This window comes from Acidicapsa acidisoli (assembly GCF_025685625.1).
Classification (GTDB): domain Bacteria; phylum Acidobacteriota; class Terriglobia; order Terriglobales; family Acidobacteriaceae; genus Acidicapsa; species Acidicapsa acidisoli.
On record NZ_JAGSYI010000002.1, the window covers coordinates 330,375 to 345,857 of the forward strand.

The 15,483-nt window shown below is 57.8% G+C and carries 15 protein-coding genes and 1 tRNA gene; 10 read left to right on the forward strand and 6 right to left on the reverse strand.

The genetic code is table 11. The features are described 5' to 3' along the window. Window positions 1–143: 143 nt before the first annotated feature. A complete protein-coding gene (locus OHL23_RS11380; RefSeq protein ID WP_263352003.1) occupies window positions 144–782 on the forward strand; it encodes an arylesterase in 639 nt (212 codons plus the stop codon). Between the two features lie 12 nt (window positions 783–794). Here the strand turns inward: OHL23_RS11380 and OHL23_RS11385 are convergent, their stop codons facing one another. Both OHL23_RS11385 and OHL23_RS28830 read right to left on the reverse strand, forming a co-directional pair. Continuing rightward, window positions 795–1,130 carry an NINE protein gene (locus OHL23_RS11385; protein WP_263352004.1) on the reverse strand — a complete coding sequence of 112 codons (336 nt, stop codon included), beginning with the start codon at window positions 1,128–1,130 and terminating at the stop codon, window positions 795–797. Then, window positions 1,082–1,528 (reverse strand): DUF2752 domain-containing protein, encoded by a 447-nt coding sequence (locus OHL23_RS28830; RefSeq protein WP_396127335.1) that lies wholly within the window; start codon window positions 1,526–1,528, stop codon window positions 1,082–1,084. Before OHL23_RS28830 ends, OHL23_RS11385 begins: the two co-directional genes overlap by 49 nt. 216 nt (window positions 1,529–1,744) lie before the next feature. Here OHL23_RS28830 and OHL23_RS11390 point away from each other — a divergent pair, with 216 nt between their 5' ends. Then, window positions 1,745–3,955: a glycoside hydrolase family 3 C-terminal domain-containing protein gene (locus OHL23_RS11390; RefSeq protein WP_263352005.1), complete on the forward strand. Its 2,211-nt coding sequence runs from the start codon at window positions 1,745–1,747 to the stop codon at window positions 3,953–3,955. 120 nt (window positions 3,956–4,075) lie between these two features. Here OHL23_RS11390 and OHL23_RS11395 read toward each other — a convergent pair. From OHL23_RS11395 to OHL23_RS11405, 3 genes are all read right to left on the reverse strand, one after another. Next, window positions 4,076–4,152, reverse strand: a tRNA-Arg gene (locus OHL23_RS11395). 66 nt (window positions 4,153–4,218) lie between these two features. After that, on the reverse strand, window positions 4,219–4,491 hold the full coding sequence (locus tag OHL23_RS11400; protein WP_263352006.1) for a hypothetical protein: 273 nt from the start codon (window positions 4,489–4,491) through the stop codon (window positions 4,219–4,221). Window positions 4,492–4,530: 39 nt separating this feature from the next. Then, window positions 4,531–4,986, reverse strand: a complete 456-nt coding sequence (locus OHL23_RS11405; protein ID WP_263352007.1) for a TlpA family protein disulfide reductase — start codon at window positions 4,984–4,986, stop codon at window positions 4,531–4,533. Between the two features lie 82 nt (window positions 4,987–5,068). On the opposite strand from OHL23_RS11405, the gene OHL23_RS11410 reads away from it, so the two are divergent. The 5 genes from OHL23_RS11410 (at window position 5,069) to truB (ending at window position 9,247) form a co-directional block, all read left to right on the forward strand. Next, complete coding sequence (locus OHL23_RS11410; protein ID WP_263352008.1) at window positions 5,069–6,154, forward strand: glycosyltransferase; 1,086 nt, start codon at window positions 5,069–5,071, stop codon at window positions 6,152–6,154. A 121-nt stretch (window positions 6,155–6,275) separates the two neighbouring features. After that, window positions 6,276–6,710, forward strand: coding sequence for a 6-pyruvoyl trahydropterin synthase family protein (locus OHL23_RS11415; protein WP_263352009.1), 435 nt, complete (start codon window positions 6,276–6,278; stop codon window positions 6,708–6,710). Further along, on the forward strand, window positions 6,707–7,114 hold the full coding sequence (locus OHL23_RS11420; protein ID WP_263352010.1) for a 6-carboxytetrahydropterin synthase: 408 nt from the start codon (window positions 6,707–6,709) through the stop codon (window positions 7,112–7,114). The genes OHL23_RS11415 and OHL23_RS11420 overlap by 4 nt, the downstream gene beginning before the upstream one ends. Before the next feature lie 133 nt (window positions 7,115–7,247). Then, complete coding sequence (gene folE / locus OHL23_RS11425) at window positions 7,248–7,889, forward strand: GTP cyclohydrolase I FolE (RefSeq protein ID WP_263352011.1); 642 nt, start codon at window positions 7,248–7,250, stop codon at window positions 7,887–7,889. A 476-nt stretch (window positions 7,890–8,365) separates the two neighbouring features. Then, complete coding sequence (gene truB, locus OHL23_RS11430) at window positions 8,366–9,247, forward strand: tRNA pseudouridine(55) synthase TruB (protein WP_263352012.1); 882 nt, start codon at window positions 8,366–8,368, stop codon at window positions 9,245–9,247. 7 nt (window positions 9,248–9,254) lie between these two features. Here the strand turns inward: truB and OHL23_RS11435 are convergent, their stop codons facing one another. Further along, window positions 9,255–10,310 carry an energy transducer TonB gene (locus OHL23_RS11435; RefSeq protein ID WP_263352013.1) on the reverse strand — a complete coding sequence of 352 codons (1,056 nt, stop codon included), beginning with the start codon at window positions 10,308–10,310 and terminating at the stop codon, window positions 9,255–9,257. 309 nt (window positions 10,311–10,619) lie between these two features. On the opposite strand from OHL23_RS11435, the gene ileS reads away from it, so the two are divergent. The 3 genes from ileS to OHL23_RS11450 all read left to right on the forward strand — a co-directional run bounded on the left by ileS (window position 10,620) and on the right by OHL23_RS11450 (window position 15,439). Next, on the forward strand, window positions 10,620–13,547 hold the full coding sequence (gene ileS / locus OHL23_RS11440) for an isoleucine--tRNA ligase (RefSeq protein ID WP_263352014.1): 2,928 nt from the start codon (window positions 10,620–10,622) through the stop codon (window positions 13,545–13,547). Then, on the forward strand, window positions 13,544–14,041 hold the full coding sequence (gene lspA, locus OHL23_RS11445) for a signal peptidase II (RefSeq protein WP_263352015.1): 498 nt from the start codon (window positions 13,544–13,546) through the stop codon (window positions 14,039–14,041). The genes ileS and lspA overlap by 4 nt, the downstream gene beginning before the upstream one ends. Before the next feature lie 63 nt (window positions 14,042–14,104). Next, complete coding sequence (locus OHL23_RS11450; RefSeq protein ID WP_263352016.1) at window positions 14,105–15,439, forward strand: metal-dependent hydrolase family protein; 1,335 nt, start codon at window positions 14,105–14,107, stop codon at window positions 15,437–15,439. Window positions 15,440–15,483: the final 44 nt, after the last annotated feature.

Genomic DNA, 15,483 nt, shown 5'->3' on the forward strand with positions numbered 1-15,483 from the left:
CAGCACTCCAGCCGCTTTGGCTTGTTTCTGACCGTTTTCGGACCGTTCCCTGCTTTGATGCTACGCGGTTTTGCCGCAATGGGTTCCCCGCGCAGACCGATGGGGCACAGCGCCCCGCTCTCACCGATTGATACACTGCACACATGATGCGTCGCCGCAATCGGAGACTGAGCCGCCTCGGTCCGCTCTTGGCAATTTGCCTGATCGCCGTCGGGATGCACGCTGCCAGCCCCGAGAAGACCCTGGTCTGTTTTGGCGACAGCATCACAGCCGGTTACGGATTGGACGCCGACAAGAGCTATCCAGCAGCCCTGGCAGAACTTCTGTCGAAGCGCGGATACCATTACCGCGTCCTCAACCAGGGCGTGAGCGGGAATACGACGAAAGATGCCGTGGCCCGCGTGAACTCAATCGTCGCGCTTCATCCCGAGGTCGTGGTCGTGGAATTCGGCGGCAACGACGGTCTTCGCGGCCTCCCGCTCGACGTAACCCGCAAGAATCTCGATTCTGTGCTCGCAACTTTGGAAGCCGCAAAGATTCGAGTTCTCTTGGTGGGCATCACCTTGCCGCCAAATTACGGCGCGGACTATATCCAGACCTTTAACGCCATCTATCGCGACGCGGCAAACAAGCATCATGTACCGCTCATGCCGATGCTGTACGACCATATTTACACGTTGCCTGGAACAATCCAGGAGGACGGCATCCATCCAACGGCAAAGGGCTCCGAGTTGATCGCCGAACACCTTGAGCCGCTGTTGATTCCGTTGCTCCGCAAGTAATCTGATTCAAACTCAAAAAGCCTGAACGCCTGGACCGGACATTCGGATAGTCATGGCAATCTCATGAGCTTTCGTTCGGTTGAAGTCGTCCACGCGCCCCATGATCAGAAAGATGTCGACCAGCCATAGGATCCCCAAAAGGCCTCCCGTCAGAAGTTTCAATAGTCCGAGTCCGATATCTCCCACAAGGAATCGATCAATGCCGAATGCTCCCAGAAAGACGGAGATGACAAGGATCCGAACGCGATCCTTTCGTTCAGCGCCGTACTGCGCCTGAAAGAGAAATTTCTGCTGCTCGGTCATTCCCTCAGTGAGTTGCATCTGCTCGGCCACACTGAACTCTGCCATAGTCCTCCCGGTCTCCCTGTCCCGATTGCGCCGGGATCTTCCCGATGGATTTTTGCGGCTGCGGAAATCTCTCTTCGGAATATCACCAGCCTGCAGACTTGTAAACAGAAAAGCATCCAAAGCAATGCGAACGTGGAAGGGGAAAGTGGATTCTGAACAATAGCATCGTGCAATCGGCCGCTCCAAAGCAAAGTAAGGGCGCGCGTCATTCCACAGCCTGGACAGGAGTGACCCGAGACGAGCGTGATCAGGCATGGCACCTGAATGAGCGGAGATCCAGATTGCCGCTGCGCGAGTGCGTTCAGAAGCGTACCCGGAGCGAGGGTCAGCGCAATCAAATGCTCCACCCAACGCGAATTGCCGCTCCTACGCAACCGAGATTGGCGACGAAAACCCATCGGGAATGCCACCACAGTATTCCAAAGCGGAAACCTGCGCTACTAAGTTGCGAGATCAGCTATTGGCCATACGGGCCGGAGCGGTTTCGAATTTAGACTCCACTTTCGCACCACGGCGAAGCCCGGAATAGCAGCTCAAAGGCTTTACTTGCGGCGAATCGTATGCTCAGTGTGATAATCTGCGCTTTTTGAAGCAGTTCTTAGGAGTGAATTGATATGCAAATTAAATGGCTGGCACCCATGGGTGTGATTGCCTTAGTGTCGATGGCGTGCCAGGGCTGGGCGCAGACCGATTATCCCTTTCGCGATCCAAAACTGCCGATCGAGCAGCGTGTCACCGACCTGCTCAGCCGCCTGACGCTGGATGAAAAGGTGTCCTTGATGAGCGGCAGCCCGAAGATACCGCGGCTCGGACTCGCTTTCACCGGCCAGGTTGAAGGTCTGCACGGTCTGGCTCTAGGAGGCCCCGGACATTGGGAGGGCAAGGGCAAAGTGCCGCTGCCAACGACCACCTTCCCGCAGGAGCGCGGCCTTGGCAACACCTGGGATCCTGCGCTGATGGAAAAGATCGGAGCGCTGGAAGGATATGAGGCTCGCTACGACTACCAAAGCCCCACGTATAATCGTGGCGGCGTAGTTGTCCGCGCTCCCAATGTCGATCTGGCGCGCGATCCCCGCTGGGGCCGCAGTGAAGAGTCGATGGGCGAAGACCCGTATCTCGTCGGCACCATGTCTGTGGGATTCATGCACGGCCTCCAGGGACCCGACCCCGATCACTGGCAGGCGTCCTCGCTGATGAAGCACTTCCTCGCCAACGAGAATGAAGACACCCGCTCCTCCAGCTCTTCGGACTTCGGCGAGCGGCTCTTTCGCGAATACTATTCCGTTCCCTTCCGCATGGGTTTCGAAGAGGGCGGTTCGCGCGGAGTGATGGCCGCGTACAACTCGTGGAACGGCACGCCGATGATGATCAACCCAGTCCTTAAGGACGTGATGATCAAGGAGTGGGGCAACGACGGCATCATCTGCACCGATGGCGGAGCCCTCGGACTCCTGATCACCGCGCACAAGAGCTTTCCAGATAAGGAACACGGCTCAGCAGCCGCGGTCAAAGCCGGAATCAATTACTTCCTCGATACATACCAGCCTGACCTGACCAAGGCGCTTGCCGACGGGTTGGTGACCGAATCCGAACTGGACTCCTCGCTGCGAGGCTGGTTGAGAGTGCTCGTAAAGCTGGGTGAGTTTGACGCCGTAAATGGGGTTCCAGGCGCAAACGATCCCTATGGCAAAATCGGACGCGAAGCCAACGATACTCCGCCGTGGGAACGCGAAAGCAGCAAGCAGCTGGCGCGGCTCGCAACCGACGAATCGATTGTTCTGCTGAAGAACGAGAACAATACCCTGCCGCTGGACGCTGCCAAGCTCAAGACCATCGCCGTGATCGGTCCCTGGGCCGACGACGTGCTGCTCGACTGGTACAGCGGAACGCCGCCGTATTCCGTGACTGCCCTGCAAGGCATCCGCGAGGCAGTCGGCAAAGGCGCAAAGGTCGTATTCGACAAAGGAACCGACCCGGCCGCCGCCGCTGCATTGGCCCGAACCGCTGACGTCGCAATCGTCGTTGTAGGCAATCACCCCTACTGCAACGCCACCAAATGGGCGCAGTGCGATACTCCCAGCAATGGCCGCGAAGCCGTCGACCGCAAGACGATCGTCCTGGAGCAGGAGGATCTCGTGAAGCAGGTCTACGCAGCCAATCCGCATACAGTGGAGGTGCTTGTTTCCAGCTTTCCATACGCGATTGTCTGGAGCCAGCAGCACGTTCCCGCAATCGTCCATCTGACGCATAACAGCCAGGAGCTTGGTCACGGCCTCGCCGATGTCCTATTCGGCAAGTACTCCCCCGCCGGGCGTCTCGTCCAAACATGGCCCACAGGCGACGACCAGCTGCTGCCCATCATGGATTACGACCTGACCCACGGCCGCACCTATCTCTACAGCAAGCAGAAGCCGCTGTATCCCTTCGGTTACGGCCTCAGCTACACCACCTTCGCATACGAAAAGCTGGACCCGAGTTCCTCCAGCATCGCCGGCGACGGACAAGTCGAGGTCACCGTGCATCTGAAGAACACCGGAAAGCGGGATAGTGACGAAGTCGTTCAACTCTATGTGCAGCACCTGGGATCGGCTGTCGAAAGACCGCAGCTTGAATTAAAGGGCTTCCGCCGGATTCATGTCGCCGCAGGTCAATCCGCCGATGCAAAGATCATGGTGAAAGCGCGGGATCTGGCGTATTGGGATGCGGCTCGCCATGCATGGCGCGTCGAAAAGGAACCGGTGCGATTGCTGGCCGGTGGTTCCTCGGATAACCTGCCGGTCACGGCGCAAATACAGATCACCGCTCCGTTCGAGTATCGTCCGTAGATCCATAAGCCGTCAGAGCTCAAGTCGCAGGGGGAGTGCGGCTTGAGCTCTGAGGTTTATGCGGTGAAAAGTCCGCACAAATTAAATTTCTTGGGAGGCTTGAATGCCAGAAGGAAGGAATGGTGCGCCCAGAGAGATTCGAACTCCCGACCTGTTGATTCGTAGTCAACCGCTCTATCCAGCTGAGCTATAGGCGCATATCGGTTCGTTCCCGAACCTTCTTCAGAGTAACAAGAAACCGGGGTCCCGGCAAGCTCCAGCGGCTACGCTTTGGGAGCAGCCACAGGAGCAGCTTCCGCAGGCGGCGGAGGCAATACCGGCAATTCCTCAATGAGTTGCAGCCCGGAGCGGCGAACCAATTGAGTTACCGTGGCTGCATTCAAGCGCGTGGCATCATATTCAACGAGCAGAGTGCTGGCCGCGCGGTCGAAAGACAATCGGCGAATGCCGTAGACTTCACGCGCATTTGCGAGCGCAAAGAGTTCCGGCTCACTCGGCTGGCCGCTGTAGCGAAAGAGGATGTCTACGTTAGTCATGACTTGATAATACCAATTTCCTTCCAATCAGTTTAGGACTCACAGAGTCTTCAGGAAACGCAGGATTTCCGGGTCGTTCCAATTGGTTGCGCCAATAAATCTGCGCCGAATTCTGCCCTGGCGGTCAATCACGAAAGTCTCCGGCCATCCTGTCGTTCCGTACTTTGTAGCAGCGGTCTGCTGCGGGTCTCTGACGGTAATGAAATTGACCTGCCGCTGAATTAGAAACCGCCGATAAGCACCCTCATCCTCATCGATGCTGACCGCAAGGATCGGATAATCCGGATGATCGCGATGAAACTGCTGCAACGAAGGCAGCTCAACGATGCACGGCGCACACCAGCTCGCCCAGAAGTTGAGCAGAACCACCCGGCCGCGATAGTCCGCGAGATGGATGGAAGTCTTGCCGTCCGCAACGGAGAAATCCGGAGCAGGTATGCCAATCTCAGAAGGGTGACTACCGCGGTCGCAGCCGAACGCCGTCAAAGCAAGCATCAGGCAGATCAAAGCTGGAACACGCGGCTTGAGATTCCTTATACCCACATCCCTATAATACGGAGCGGGAGTCGTACACACCATGCCCAACGCAACAGAGGAAGCTCAGTCCGATGCACACCAGCATCAACCAGCCGAGATGGAGCTTACTGTCATTGTTCCCGCGCGGAACGAAGAGGATTGTCTTGGAGCCTGCCTCGAATCACTCGTCGCTCAGTCGAATGAATTCTTCGCCCTGGGACGCGACTGGGAACTGCTCGTTGTCGACGATGGCTCGACGGACCGCACACGCGCCATCGCTGCAGGCTTCGCCGGAGTAACCGTTCTTGACCCGGCAAAGCTCGAACGTGGCTGGACCGGCAAAGCCAACGCCTGCTGGACTGCAGCACAACGCGCTCGCGGCCAGTGGCTCCTGTTTACAGACGCCGACACGATCCACGAAGCGGGCAACCTGCGGCGGGCGATGCATGAGGCGGAGAAGCACCGTGTTGGAGTGCTTTCGTATTCGCCGAAGCAGCTTGTATCGGGTCTTTGGCAGCGAGCGCTGATGCCGCTCGTTTTCAGTGAGCTTGCGCTGGCCTACCCGCCAGAGAAAGTCTCCAATCCCGAACTACGCATTGCAGCCGCTAATGGACAATTCCTGCTGGTGAAGCGCGAGGCATACCGCACGCTGGGAGGCCACGCCGCAGTCAAAGGCGAGATCCTCGAAGACGTGGAACTCGCCTTCCTGGCCAAGCGGCGCAAAGTTGGCTTGCGCTTTCGCTATGCGGCAGACGCCCTATCGACGCGCATGTACCGCAATGTGAGCGCCATGATCGAGGGATGGACCAAGAACCTCGCGCTGCTCTTTGGCAATACGCTGATCCTGGCTGCGTGGCGTGTCCTGGATATCTTCCTGCTGATCGGCCTGCCGCTCCTGGCCTGGCGCTTCTGGAACTACGGCGTCCGGGAGGTCCCGTGGTTCACTGCCGGATGGCTGTTGACCCTGGTGTGGCTGCGAAATCTGTGGCGCTTTTACGCCCGGGTCGCAAAATCCAATTTCCCGGCCATCGATTGCCTCGTTTCTCCGCTCGCCCTGCCTCTGTTTATCGTTTTGCTCTATCGGAGCTGGTTCCAAAACACGGTTTTGCATCGCGTGAGCTGGAAGGGCCGCATCTATCCGGCTTGAGGCTCTATCCTGTAACTTCCGCCGGAAAATGTGTCCTGTTCTGTTCACTGTGGCAATTTTCCTGTTGCATTGCTGAAACCCGGCAAACACGGCGGCATCTTATTCACAGGTAAACCTGCGCATGATCCTGCTGACACGACGGGCGACTTTTTCGGCCTCCCACTACTATTGGAATCCTTCCTGGTCCGAGCAGCAGAATGAAGCCGTCTTTGGCCGCTGCGCCAACCGCAACGGGCACGGCCACAACTACACCTTGGAAGTCACGGTCACAGGCACGGTAGACCCCGTGACCGGATTTGTCGTCGATCTGAAATGGCTCAAGGATGTTATAGAGGAACAGGTTATCAGCGTTTACGATCATCGCCACCTGAACCTCGAAGTTCCCGAATTCGCTGACTCTATTCCGACCACGGAAAACATCGCAATCGCCGTCTGGAATCGGCTGGAAGTGCCTGTTGCTGAGGCAGGTGGCGCGATGCTGAGCCGCGTTCGCGTCTATGAAACGAATGACATCTTCGCTGAATATCGCGGAGAAAAGGGTGAGACGCGGATATGAAGGCTTATTTCACCCGCGCTTACACGATCAGCGCCAGTCATCGGCTGCACACCGGCGCGCTCTCCGCCGAAAAGAACCTGACAGTGTTTGGTAAGTGCAACAACCCACACGGACATGGCCACAATTACCGAATCGAAGTTACGGTCGGCGGAGAAATTGACCCGGCGACTGGCATGGTCATCAACATGGCGACACTCGATGCTGCGGTGTCCAAAACCGTGATTGCCCGCTTCGACCACATGAATCTGAATCTCGATCCCCTCTTCGCAGAGAAGGTATCGACAACCGAGAATCTATGCATCGCAATCTTTAACCTTCTCCGCACAGCCCTGAAACCGGCCATACTGGAGAAGATCCGCATCGAAGAAACGGAAAACAACTTTTTTGAATACTCTGAAAGTTGAAATGATCCATCCGTTCTTCCTGAATCAAGATCCGCTCCGCCGGGATCAGAAGCGGAGAAGGATTCAACTCCAAAGCGGCACACACGAATCAAAATCAGTGGTTTGAATTCGAAGTACAGACAAGGACACGTGAATGGCGCACCCGGTGGTGGTAACGAAGACCTCTAAGTCAGCAGTCGCTCTGCAGGAAACCGACCCAGGACTGGGCGGTTACTCAACCCAGGAACTCTACCGCGAGTTATTGAGCCGCTTCCACGAGGATCCTGACCGCGACGGTCTGCTTGCAACTCCGGGCCGGGTCGAAAAAGCCATGAACTTTCTGACCAAGGGCTACAACCAGAACCCGACCCAGATTCTGCGTGGCGCGCTTTTCGACGTGGACTACGACGAGATGGTCATCGTCAAGGATATCGAGCTGTATTCCCTCTGCGAGCACCACATGCTTCCCTTCTTCGGACGCGCGCACGTGGCCTATATCCCCAACGGTAAAATCATTGGTCTGAGCAAGATACCGCGACTGGTCGAGGTTTTCTCGCGCCGTTTGCAGGTGCAGGAGCGAATTACGCGGCAGATCGCGGACGCAATCCAGGAAGCCATCGAGCCCCGCGGCGTCGGCGTTGTCATTGAGGCGCGGCACATGTGCATGATGATGCGCGGAGTGGAAAAGCAGCAATCCACGACTGTGACATCCGCCATGGTCGGGTGCTTCCGCGAGCAGCAGACGCGGGCGGAGTTCCTCTCGCTCGTCCGCCAGCCGGGAAGCGGCAGCCTCTAAAGTCTCGCAGGATTCATAGCACCCCAGGTTTCGGGTGACAAATACAGGCATGCCTTACGGCCATTGCATGAATATGCAACAAATCCCGGAATAAGGTCCTGCTAAACCAGTGCAGCCCATCCATTTCCAGTGTTTTGCCTCACTGCGCAGAATTACGCCTGGCCAGCGCATACTGGAAGTGGAGTTGGAAGCGTCTGCATCCTTCGTAGCATTCCCGGTTACCCCAGTTATTCACTGCTCCACCGCTGATCAGCGTCAATTCGCAGCAAAAAAGTGCGCAAAAGTAGCGTAAAACCGACGAAAATCGCGCCATAAATCAATGCTAAGTCGCTCAATAAGTTGAAGATACGCGGCAAAATGAGTACCCCCGGGGGGGGGGCATACTCCTTTTGTTCGCTTTTAGGCATTCAATGCCGTAATTTCCGATGTACGGAACGGCCGCAGCCCGCGCAATTGGAGCCGTTAAACTTAAAGGAATGAATGGGCTTCTGGTAGTTGATAAACCGGGCGGAATGACCTCGCATGACGTTGTGAGCCGCATACGTCGATTGACTGGAGAACAGTCGGTCGGGCATTTAGGTACTTTGGACCCCATGGCGACCGGCGTACTTCCCCTGCTGCTGGGTAAGTACACCCGCCTGGCGCAGTTTTTCTCGACAGCCGACAAGACGTATACGGGAACCATCCGTTTCGGTTTCGCGACCGATACATACGACGCCGAAGGCATGCCGCAGGAACCGCTAATCAATCCCAACCTGACGCTCGACCAGGTGCGTCGCGCCGCCGCGCCATTTCGCGGCGAAATCGAGCAGATGCCGCCCGCATTTTCAGCGAAGAAGATCGGCGGAAAGCCGGCTTACAAACTAGCCCGCGAGGGCAAACCGGTCGAATTAAAGCCGAAGACGATTCACATACATCGGTTCAGCATTGATGAATTGATCGGCGACAGTGCCAGCTTCCAGATGAAGGTAAGCGCAGGCGGTTACGTGCGCTCGGTAGCGCATGAACTCGGACAGGCGCTGGGTTGCGGCGCGCATCTCAGCAGTCTGCGGCGCACGCAAGCCGGAGTCTTCACGCTCGACCAGGCTCATACACTGGAAGCTCTCGCGGGGCCGGGTCCGGAATTGGGGTCGAGAATCGAAGAGTCGTTCCTTCATCCCCGGACGCTGCTCCCAGAGATGCCCTGCGTCTCAGGCGACGCCATTGCACTGGGAAAACTGCGCAATGGCGGACAGGCAAATCTGGCGGAGTTTTCCGATGCGGGAGTCGTCAAGGTTTTCGACGGGCAGAAAGAGCTTGTGGCAGTCGCCAGACGCGTCGCAGGCACGCTCTTTCAGCCGCTGATGGTTCTTGGATAGCGGAAACCTAGTAAAGCCGGAAGCGAACTTCCACGCTGACCATAACAGGAACCGGCTTACCTGTCTTCTGATCAATTGCCGGCTTGAACTTGTACTTCTGCACCGCTTCCACGGCCTTTTCGTCCAGGCCCATGCCGAGTGTCCGGGTCACATGAACATTTTGAGGATTGCCATTTGCATCCACGATCAGGGTCACGACAACCGTGCCCTCATACTTGGCGCGGCGAGCCTCGTCGGAGAACTCGGCCTCCGGCTGGAAGATCGGCCTGGGAGCAGTAACACCGTCGCCAACGCGGCGCAAACCGCCGCCAACATTGCCGCCTTCTCCGGGGCCATAGCCATTGCCCGAGCCGCTGCCAAGGCCGCCATTCTTGCCGGTTCCCATACCGCCGCCGGAACCCTGCCCATTGGAAGCGAGAGTAACGTTCGGCGACGAGGTCACGCCGATCAAGGGTAGCGTCGGATTGTCAGGCAGCTTGATGTTCTTCTGCACGTCTATCGCAGGATCGATGGCCAGCTTGGGGTGCTCGATGATAGGAACCTGCGGCTGAAGGAGCGGCTTCGGGTCAATCTTCGGCAGATGACCTTTGATCGGCGGAGCTACGTCATGCGATCCGCCGCCGCCGCCGCCGCCCATCTGCCCAGATTTGGGTGTAATAGGCTTCCAGGGCGATATGTTGGCGTCAATATTGCTCAGGTTCAGCTTCTGGACGGCCTGCGAGACCTGATTGCGAAACGCAAACAGCAGCAGCGCCAGAATCCCGAGGTTCACTCCCGTAGAAATGGCGATTGCCGTCGGGCTGCGCTTGACCGCCATGCGGTCTGGCACCGGGATCGGGGTGCTGGTCAACTCCAGCGGCGGAAGCTTGACCGGAAAGAACAGCTCGTACACATTATCGTAGAGATCGGCCCAGACCGACTTCTCTTCAAACGCCTTCCCCAGGAGGGCGTCCAATTCATGGCCGGATTCAGCGGAGTGGTTCAAATTGGTTCCACGGCCATTCAGCGATCCGGACTTGGCTGCGGTTTCGGCATCGGGCGGGTTAAGAAGATCATTTGCCATAGTTGCTGCCGGTTCTCATCTCCCATAGACGTTCAGGGACGGCTCAGGGTCTCTGAATGGATCAAACCCATTCCAGCCCATTCCAGACATTATGCGGGAACTGCTGCCTCGCTGTCTTGTTCGCTGGTTCAATTCAGCTCAACGGCGCGGTCTTCCGCCAACGAAAAACCTCGCCTACTGTCCCGTCTCTTCTACCAAATGGGCCTCACTGACAATAGACGTTACGCAGCGCCCATAGTTACCGGATTTTCTCAGGCGAGTTGTTTACACTGAAAATTGGATGATTAGCATTTGAATTTGGGAGCAAGAATGTCGGCTGTACCAGAACTCAAGGCAACGTTGACGCTGCCTAAAACTGATTTCCCGATGAAGGCCAACCTACCCCAGAACGAGCCGGAGAGGCTCAAACGCTGGGAATCCCTCGACATTTACACCCAGTTGCGCAAGGCTGCCGCGGGCCGGCCCGCTTATCTGCTCCACGACGGGCCGCCCTACGCCAACGGTCCGCTGCATCTGGGCCACGCTCTGAACAAGGGCCTCAAGGATTTTGTCGTTAAGTCGAAGACGATGGCTGGCTTCGATTCCCCATATGTCCCTGGCTACGATTGCCACGGCCTGCCCATCGAAATCAAGGTAGACGAGCAGCTCGGCCGTAAGAAGCTGGAAATGCCGGCTCCAGCGGTCCTCGATGCCTGCCGCGCTTACGCGCAGAAGTACGTCGACCTGCAAACCTCGCAATTTGAGCGGCTTGGCATCTTCGGACGCTGGCGCGATCCGTACAAGACCATGTCCCGTGACTATGAGGCCAGAACGCTCGAAACCTTCTACGGTTTTTTCGAGAAAGGCTTTGTTTACAGAGGTTTGAAGCCGGTTTACTGGTGTATCAACGACCGAACGGCCCTCGCCGACGCCGAGATCGAATACGAACAGCACACCAGTCCATCCGTATATGTGCGATACCGGCTAACATCCGGTCTGGAAGCGTTGGGTGAAGAAGCCGCCACGGCCCTGGCTGGTCGCGAAGTGTACACAATCATCTGGACGACCACCCCGTGGACCCTGCCTGCATCGATGGCGGTAGCCTTCCATCCGAGTTTCGAATACGTTGCGCTGTCCGCAGGCCAAGAGGCCGACGCCCCGGTCTACATCGTCGCGTCGGAACTGGCCGCGTCGGTCGCGACGGCCTGCAAACTGGGCGAACCCTCTGTTCTGGCAAGATTTCCCGGGGACCGGCTCGACCGCGCGACCTTCCAGCATCCGTTCCTCGACCGCAGCATCCTCGGCGTCAATGCCGACTACGTGACTGCGGATCAGGGTACAGGCGCGGTCCACACCGCTCCATCGCACGGCGCGGACGACTTCTATACTGGCGTCCGCTACGGACTCGACGCCACCACGCGAGTCGACAATGCAGGTGTTATCCATGTAGATACCTCCGCGTGGCACGAAGCGGAATTACCGGCCTTCCACGGCAAAAAAGTCTTCGCCGCCAATCCGCTGATCATTGACCTGCTCCGCGAGCGCGGGGCTTTGATGGGGCACGAAGAGATTCGTCACTCTTATCCACATTGCTGGCGCTGCCACAAGCCGGTTATCTTCCGCGCGACGGAGCAGTGGTTTATTGGCCTGGAAACTCCGGTCCTGCGCGCCGACGGCTCGGATACGACCTTTCGCCAGCTCACCATCGAAGAGATCGGCAAGGTGAACTGGGACCCGGCCTGGGGCCAGGAACGCATCACCAACATGATTGCCACGCGGCCCGACTGGTGCATCAGCCGCCAGCGCATCTGGGGCGTGCCCATCGCCGTCTTCCTTTGTACCGGGTGCAATACGCCGGTGGAAGACGCCGCCCTGAATGCCCGCATCGTCAAGCTTTTTGAAGAACATGGCGCGGAAGCCTGGCACACGACTTCCGTAGCAGACCTGCTCCCTGCCGGAACTGTCTGTAAGAAGTGCGGGTCGACGGAATTCAGAAAAGAAACCGACATCCTCGACGTCTGGTTCGATTCCGGCTCAAGCTGGCACGCCGTGGCTGAAACTGACCGCGACCTGCGCGATATGTACAACCGGCCGGACTCGGACGGTGGCCGGACTGTGCTCTATCTGGAGGGCGGCGACCAACATCGCGGTTGGTTCCATTCCTCGCTGTTGGCTTCGGTGGCGCTACGTGGGCGGGCTCCCTATACAAACGTGGCTACTGCGGGCTGGACGCTCGACGAGCTTGGCCGTGCGATGTCGAAATCGCTGGGTAACGGCGTCGATCCGGTGGAGATTGCCGAAAAGATGGGCGGCGAAATCGTTCGCCTCTGGGTCGCCTCGATCGACTTTCGCGAAGACATGGCGGCCAGCGAAAACCTGATGAAGCGTTGCGCGGAGATCTACCGTAAATTGCGCAATACCTTCAAGTTTCTGCTTGGCAACCTCCACGGCTTCGATCCGGTTGCGCACCAAGTCGCTACAGCAGACCTAGAACCGCTGGACCGCTATATGCTGGCCCGCACGCGGGAACTGACCGAACAGGTTCTGCGCTGGTACGAGGGCTTTGAATTCCATCGCATCTACCACGCAGTCAACGAGTTTGCCATTGCTGACCTGAGCGCCTTCTATCTGGATGTGCTCAAGGACCGGATGTACACCTTCGCTCCCGCGTCCCAGGCACGACGATCCGCGCAGACAGTTTTGTGGAAGATCACCGAAGCGCTGGCGCGTTTATTGGCGCCGATCCTGAGCTTCACAGCCGACGAAGTTTGGGATTATCTGCCCGCTGTCGAAGGCCGTGAGGTGAGCGTTCACCTCGCACTCTTCCCTGCTCCAAAGGACATTTATCCCGACGACCCAACGTCCCTGCTTGCGGAGTGGAAACAGATCTTCTCCGTCCGGGATGCGGCTCTGCTCGTTCTTGAGGAAGCGCGCCAGGAAAAGAGGATTGGCAAGGGGCTGGAAGCTGATTTGGAGATTCAGGCCGGAGGTAGTTTGCTTGAGCTTCTGCGCTCCCATGCGAGCGGACTCAAGGAGATTCTCAATGTCTCTGCCGTCCGTGTCGTCGAAGGTCCTGAATTATCTGTTTCAGCCCTGCCCGCCTCCGGGACAAAATGTAACCGCTGCTGGAATTTCATGCCGGAAGTTGCGAATTATGGACTATGGGAAAGCGTCTGTACGCGCTGCCACGGTGCGCTGAAGATGATGGGCATCGAGTCTCCAGCGGACTCGACAACCGACGGCGAGGTGAGCGCTTGAGCGACAGACAAGCCTCACGCCTCCCTTGGCTGCTGCTGATCTCCGTTGTGGTAATTGCTCTCGATCGCTGGAGCAAAGTCTGGGTCGGGCATCACATTGAACTTGGCCACGCCATTCCGGTGATCCCGAATGTCTTCCGGATTACGCATGTGCTCAATGACGGCGCGGCCTTTTCGCTTTTCGCGGACTCAGCCTCGCCGGAGCACGTGCGATGGGTTCTGATCGGCTTTTCGACTCTCGCTGCGCTGGCCGTACTGATCGCGCTGGTGAAGCTCGGACGAAAGTTCACATTGACAACCGCTGCTCTGGCCTTGGTGCTAGGCGGCGCAATCGGCAACGACTATGACCGCATCCGCTTTGCCTCTGTCGTCGATTTTCTTGAGGTCCACATCGTCCATTACCACTGGCCGGATTTCAATGTCGCGGACTCGGCCATCGTTACCGGCGCATGTCTTCTGTTGCTGGACGCGCTGTTGCCGAAGAAGCAAGCGTAAGAAGCTGGGCAAGCGCACTAACGCTTGCCCCGTGTTCCTGCGCATGTTAACTTCGCCTCAATCATGAATTTTCGAAGTCTGTTTCTCCCCCTCAGTTGCCTCGCCATCTGTGCGTCCCTCGCCTCCGCCGAAACCTCCAAACCTGAGCCAGCTCCGACTGCCGCAATCCTGGCAGGCAAGCTCATTGATGTACGCACCGGAGCGGTGCGCAGTCACGCCTATATCGTTCTTGCGAAAGACAGGATTCTTGCCATATCGGAGACAGCTCCGACCGGAGTGCCGCTAACCGATCTCTCCGCCTACACCGTCTTGCCTGGCCTGATCGACGCCCACGGGCACATCCTCTCGAACCCCACCAGCCAATCCCTGGCCACCGAAGTGCGCACTTCCGCCCCGCAGGCCACGCTTTGGGGCGTATACAACCTGCGGCTCTGGCTCGATCACGGATTTACGGCCGTGCGCGATGCCTGTGAGGGTCCATCCGACTACCCTCAATTTGCACTGCGTGATTCGGTCAATCGTGGGTTGATTCAGGGACCGCGCATCTCGGCCGCCGGCAGTTGCGTTTCCATCACGGGTGGGCACGGCGATGGCGCACCCTTTTCGCCAGACGTCGATCTGCCCCAGCGCGCCAACATTGCCGACACGGTAGATGATGTTGCGCGCGTGGTTCGCCGCGATATCAAGTTCGGCGCAGACTGGATCAAGCTCATGGCGACAGGCGGCGTCATGGACCCGATTTCAGATTTCCATGTACAGGAGTTGAGCGAGGAGCAGATGGCCAAGGCCGTCGAGGTCGCTCACCGTGCAGGTAAGAAAGTCATGGCTCACGCAGAAGGAGCGGCCGGCATCAAGGCAGCAGTACGCGCAGGCGTGGATTCCATCGAACACGGAACGATGCTGGACGAAGAAGGCGCACAGCTCATGGAGGACCACGGAACCTGGCTCGTGCCCACGCTTTACTGCTTTCAGCACGATATGGAGACCGGCCTGTCCAAAGGACGCGACCCGGACAGCTTCGCCAAGGGTCAGGAGATCCTCGCCGCTCAGGGCCCCGCGTTCAAACTGGCGCTCGCCCACCACCTCAAAATCGCATACGGCGTGGACGACAATGACGTTGACGAATCTGTCTCGCGTGAATTTGGCGCTCTGGTTGCGGGTGGCATGACTACGCTCGGTGCGCTCCAGGCTGCTACGATCAATGCCGCGACCCTCCTTGGCAAAGACAATCAATTCGGCTCTATTGAGCCTGGACACTACGCCGACATCATCGCCGTAACCGGAGACCCACTGGCCGACATCACTGTCATGTATCACGTTGACTTCGTCATGAAGGGCGGTCAGATTCTCAAGGATCCAGCCCACCCTGACCGCAATCCCGTGCCGCATGTTCAATGATTTTCTCGCACAGATTTCCTGATAAGAAAATCACGGTTCATTTG

What these genes read in the sequence shown, in the direction of transcription:
- OHL23_RS11415 (WP_263352009.1), top strand. Translation starts at nt 6,276, where the DNA reads ATGATCCTGCTGACACGACGGGCGACTTTTTCGGCCTCCCACTACTAT.
- truB (WP_263352012.1), top strand. Translation starts at nt 8,366, where the DNA reads ATGAATGGGCTTCTGGTAGTTGATAAACCGGGCGGAATGACCTCGCAT.
- OHL23_RS11450 (WP_263352016.1), top strand. Translation starts at nt 14,105, where the DNA reads ATGAATTTTCGAAGTCTGTTTCTCCCCCTCAGTTGCCTCGCCATCTGT.
- OHL23_RS11435 (WP_263352013.1), bottom strand. Translation starts at nt 10,310, where the DNA reads ATGGCAAATGATCTTCTTAACCCGCCCGATGCCGAAACCGCAGCCAAG.
- OHL23_RS11400 (WP_263352006.1), bottom strand. Translation starts at nt 4,491, where the DNA reads ATGACTAACGTAGACATCCTCTTTCGCTACAGCGGCCAGCCGAGTGAG.
- OHL23_RS28830 (WP_396127335.1), bottom strand. Translation starts at nt 1,528, where the DNA reads ATGGGTTTTCGTCGCCAATCTCGGTTGCGTAGGAGCGGCAATTCGCGT.
- ileS (WP_263352014.1), top strand. Translation starts at nt 10,620, where the DNA reads ATGTCGGCTGTACCAGAACTCAAGGCAACGTTGACGCTGCCTAAAACT.
- OHL23_RS11410 (WP_263352008.1), top strand. Translation starts at nt 5,069, where the DNA reads ATGCCCAACGCAACAGAGGAAGCTCAGTCCGATGCACACCAGCATCAA.
- OHL23_RS11405 (WP_263352007.1), bottom strand. Translation starts at nt 4,986, where the DNA reads ATGCTTGCTTTGACGGCGTTCGGCTGCGACCGCGGTAGTCACCCTTCT.
- folE (WP_263352011.1), top strand. Translation starts at nt 7,248, where the DNA reads ATGGCGCACCCGGTGGTGGTAACGAAGACCTCTAAGTCAGCAGTCGCT.
- OHL23_RS11420 (WP_263352010.1), top strand. Translation starts at nt 6,707, where the DNA reads ATGAAGGCTTATTTCACCCGCGCTTACACGATCAGCGCCAGTCATCGG.
- OHL23_RS11385 (WP_263352004.1), bottom strand. Translation starts at nt 1,130, where the DNA reads ATGGCAGAGTTCAGTGTGGCCGAGCAGATGCAACTCACTGAGGGAATG.
- OHL23_RS11390 (WP_263352005.1), top strand. Translation starts at nt 1,745, where the DNA reads ATGCAAATTAAATGGCTGGCACCCATGGGTGTGATTGCCTTAGTGTCG.
- OHL23_RS11380 (WP_263352003.1), top strand. Translation starts at nt 144, where the DNA reads ATGATGCGTCGCCGCAATCGGAGACTGAGCCGCCTCGGTCCGCTCTTG.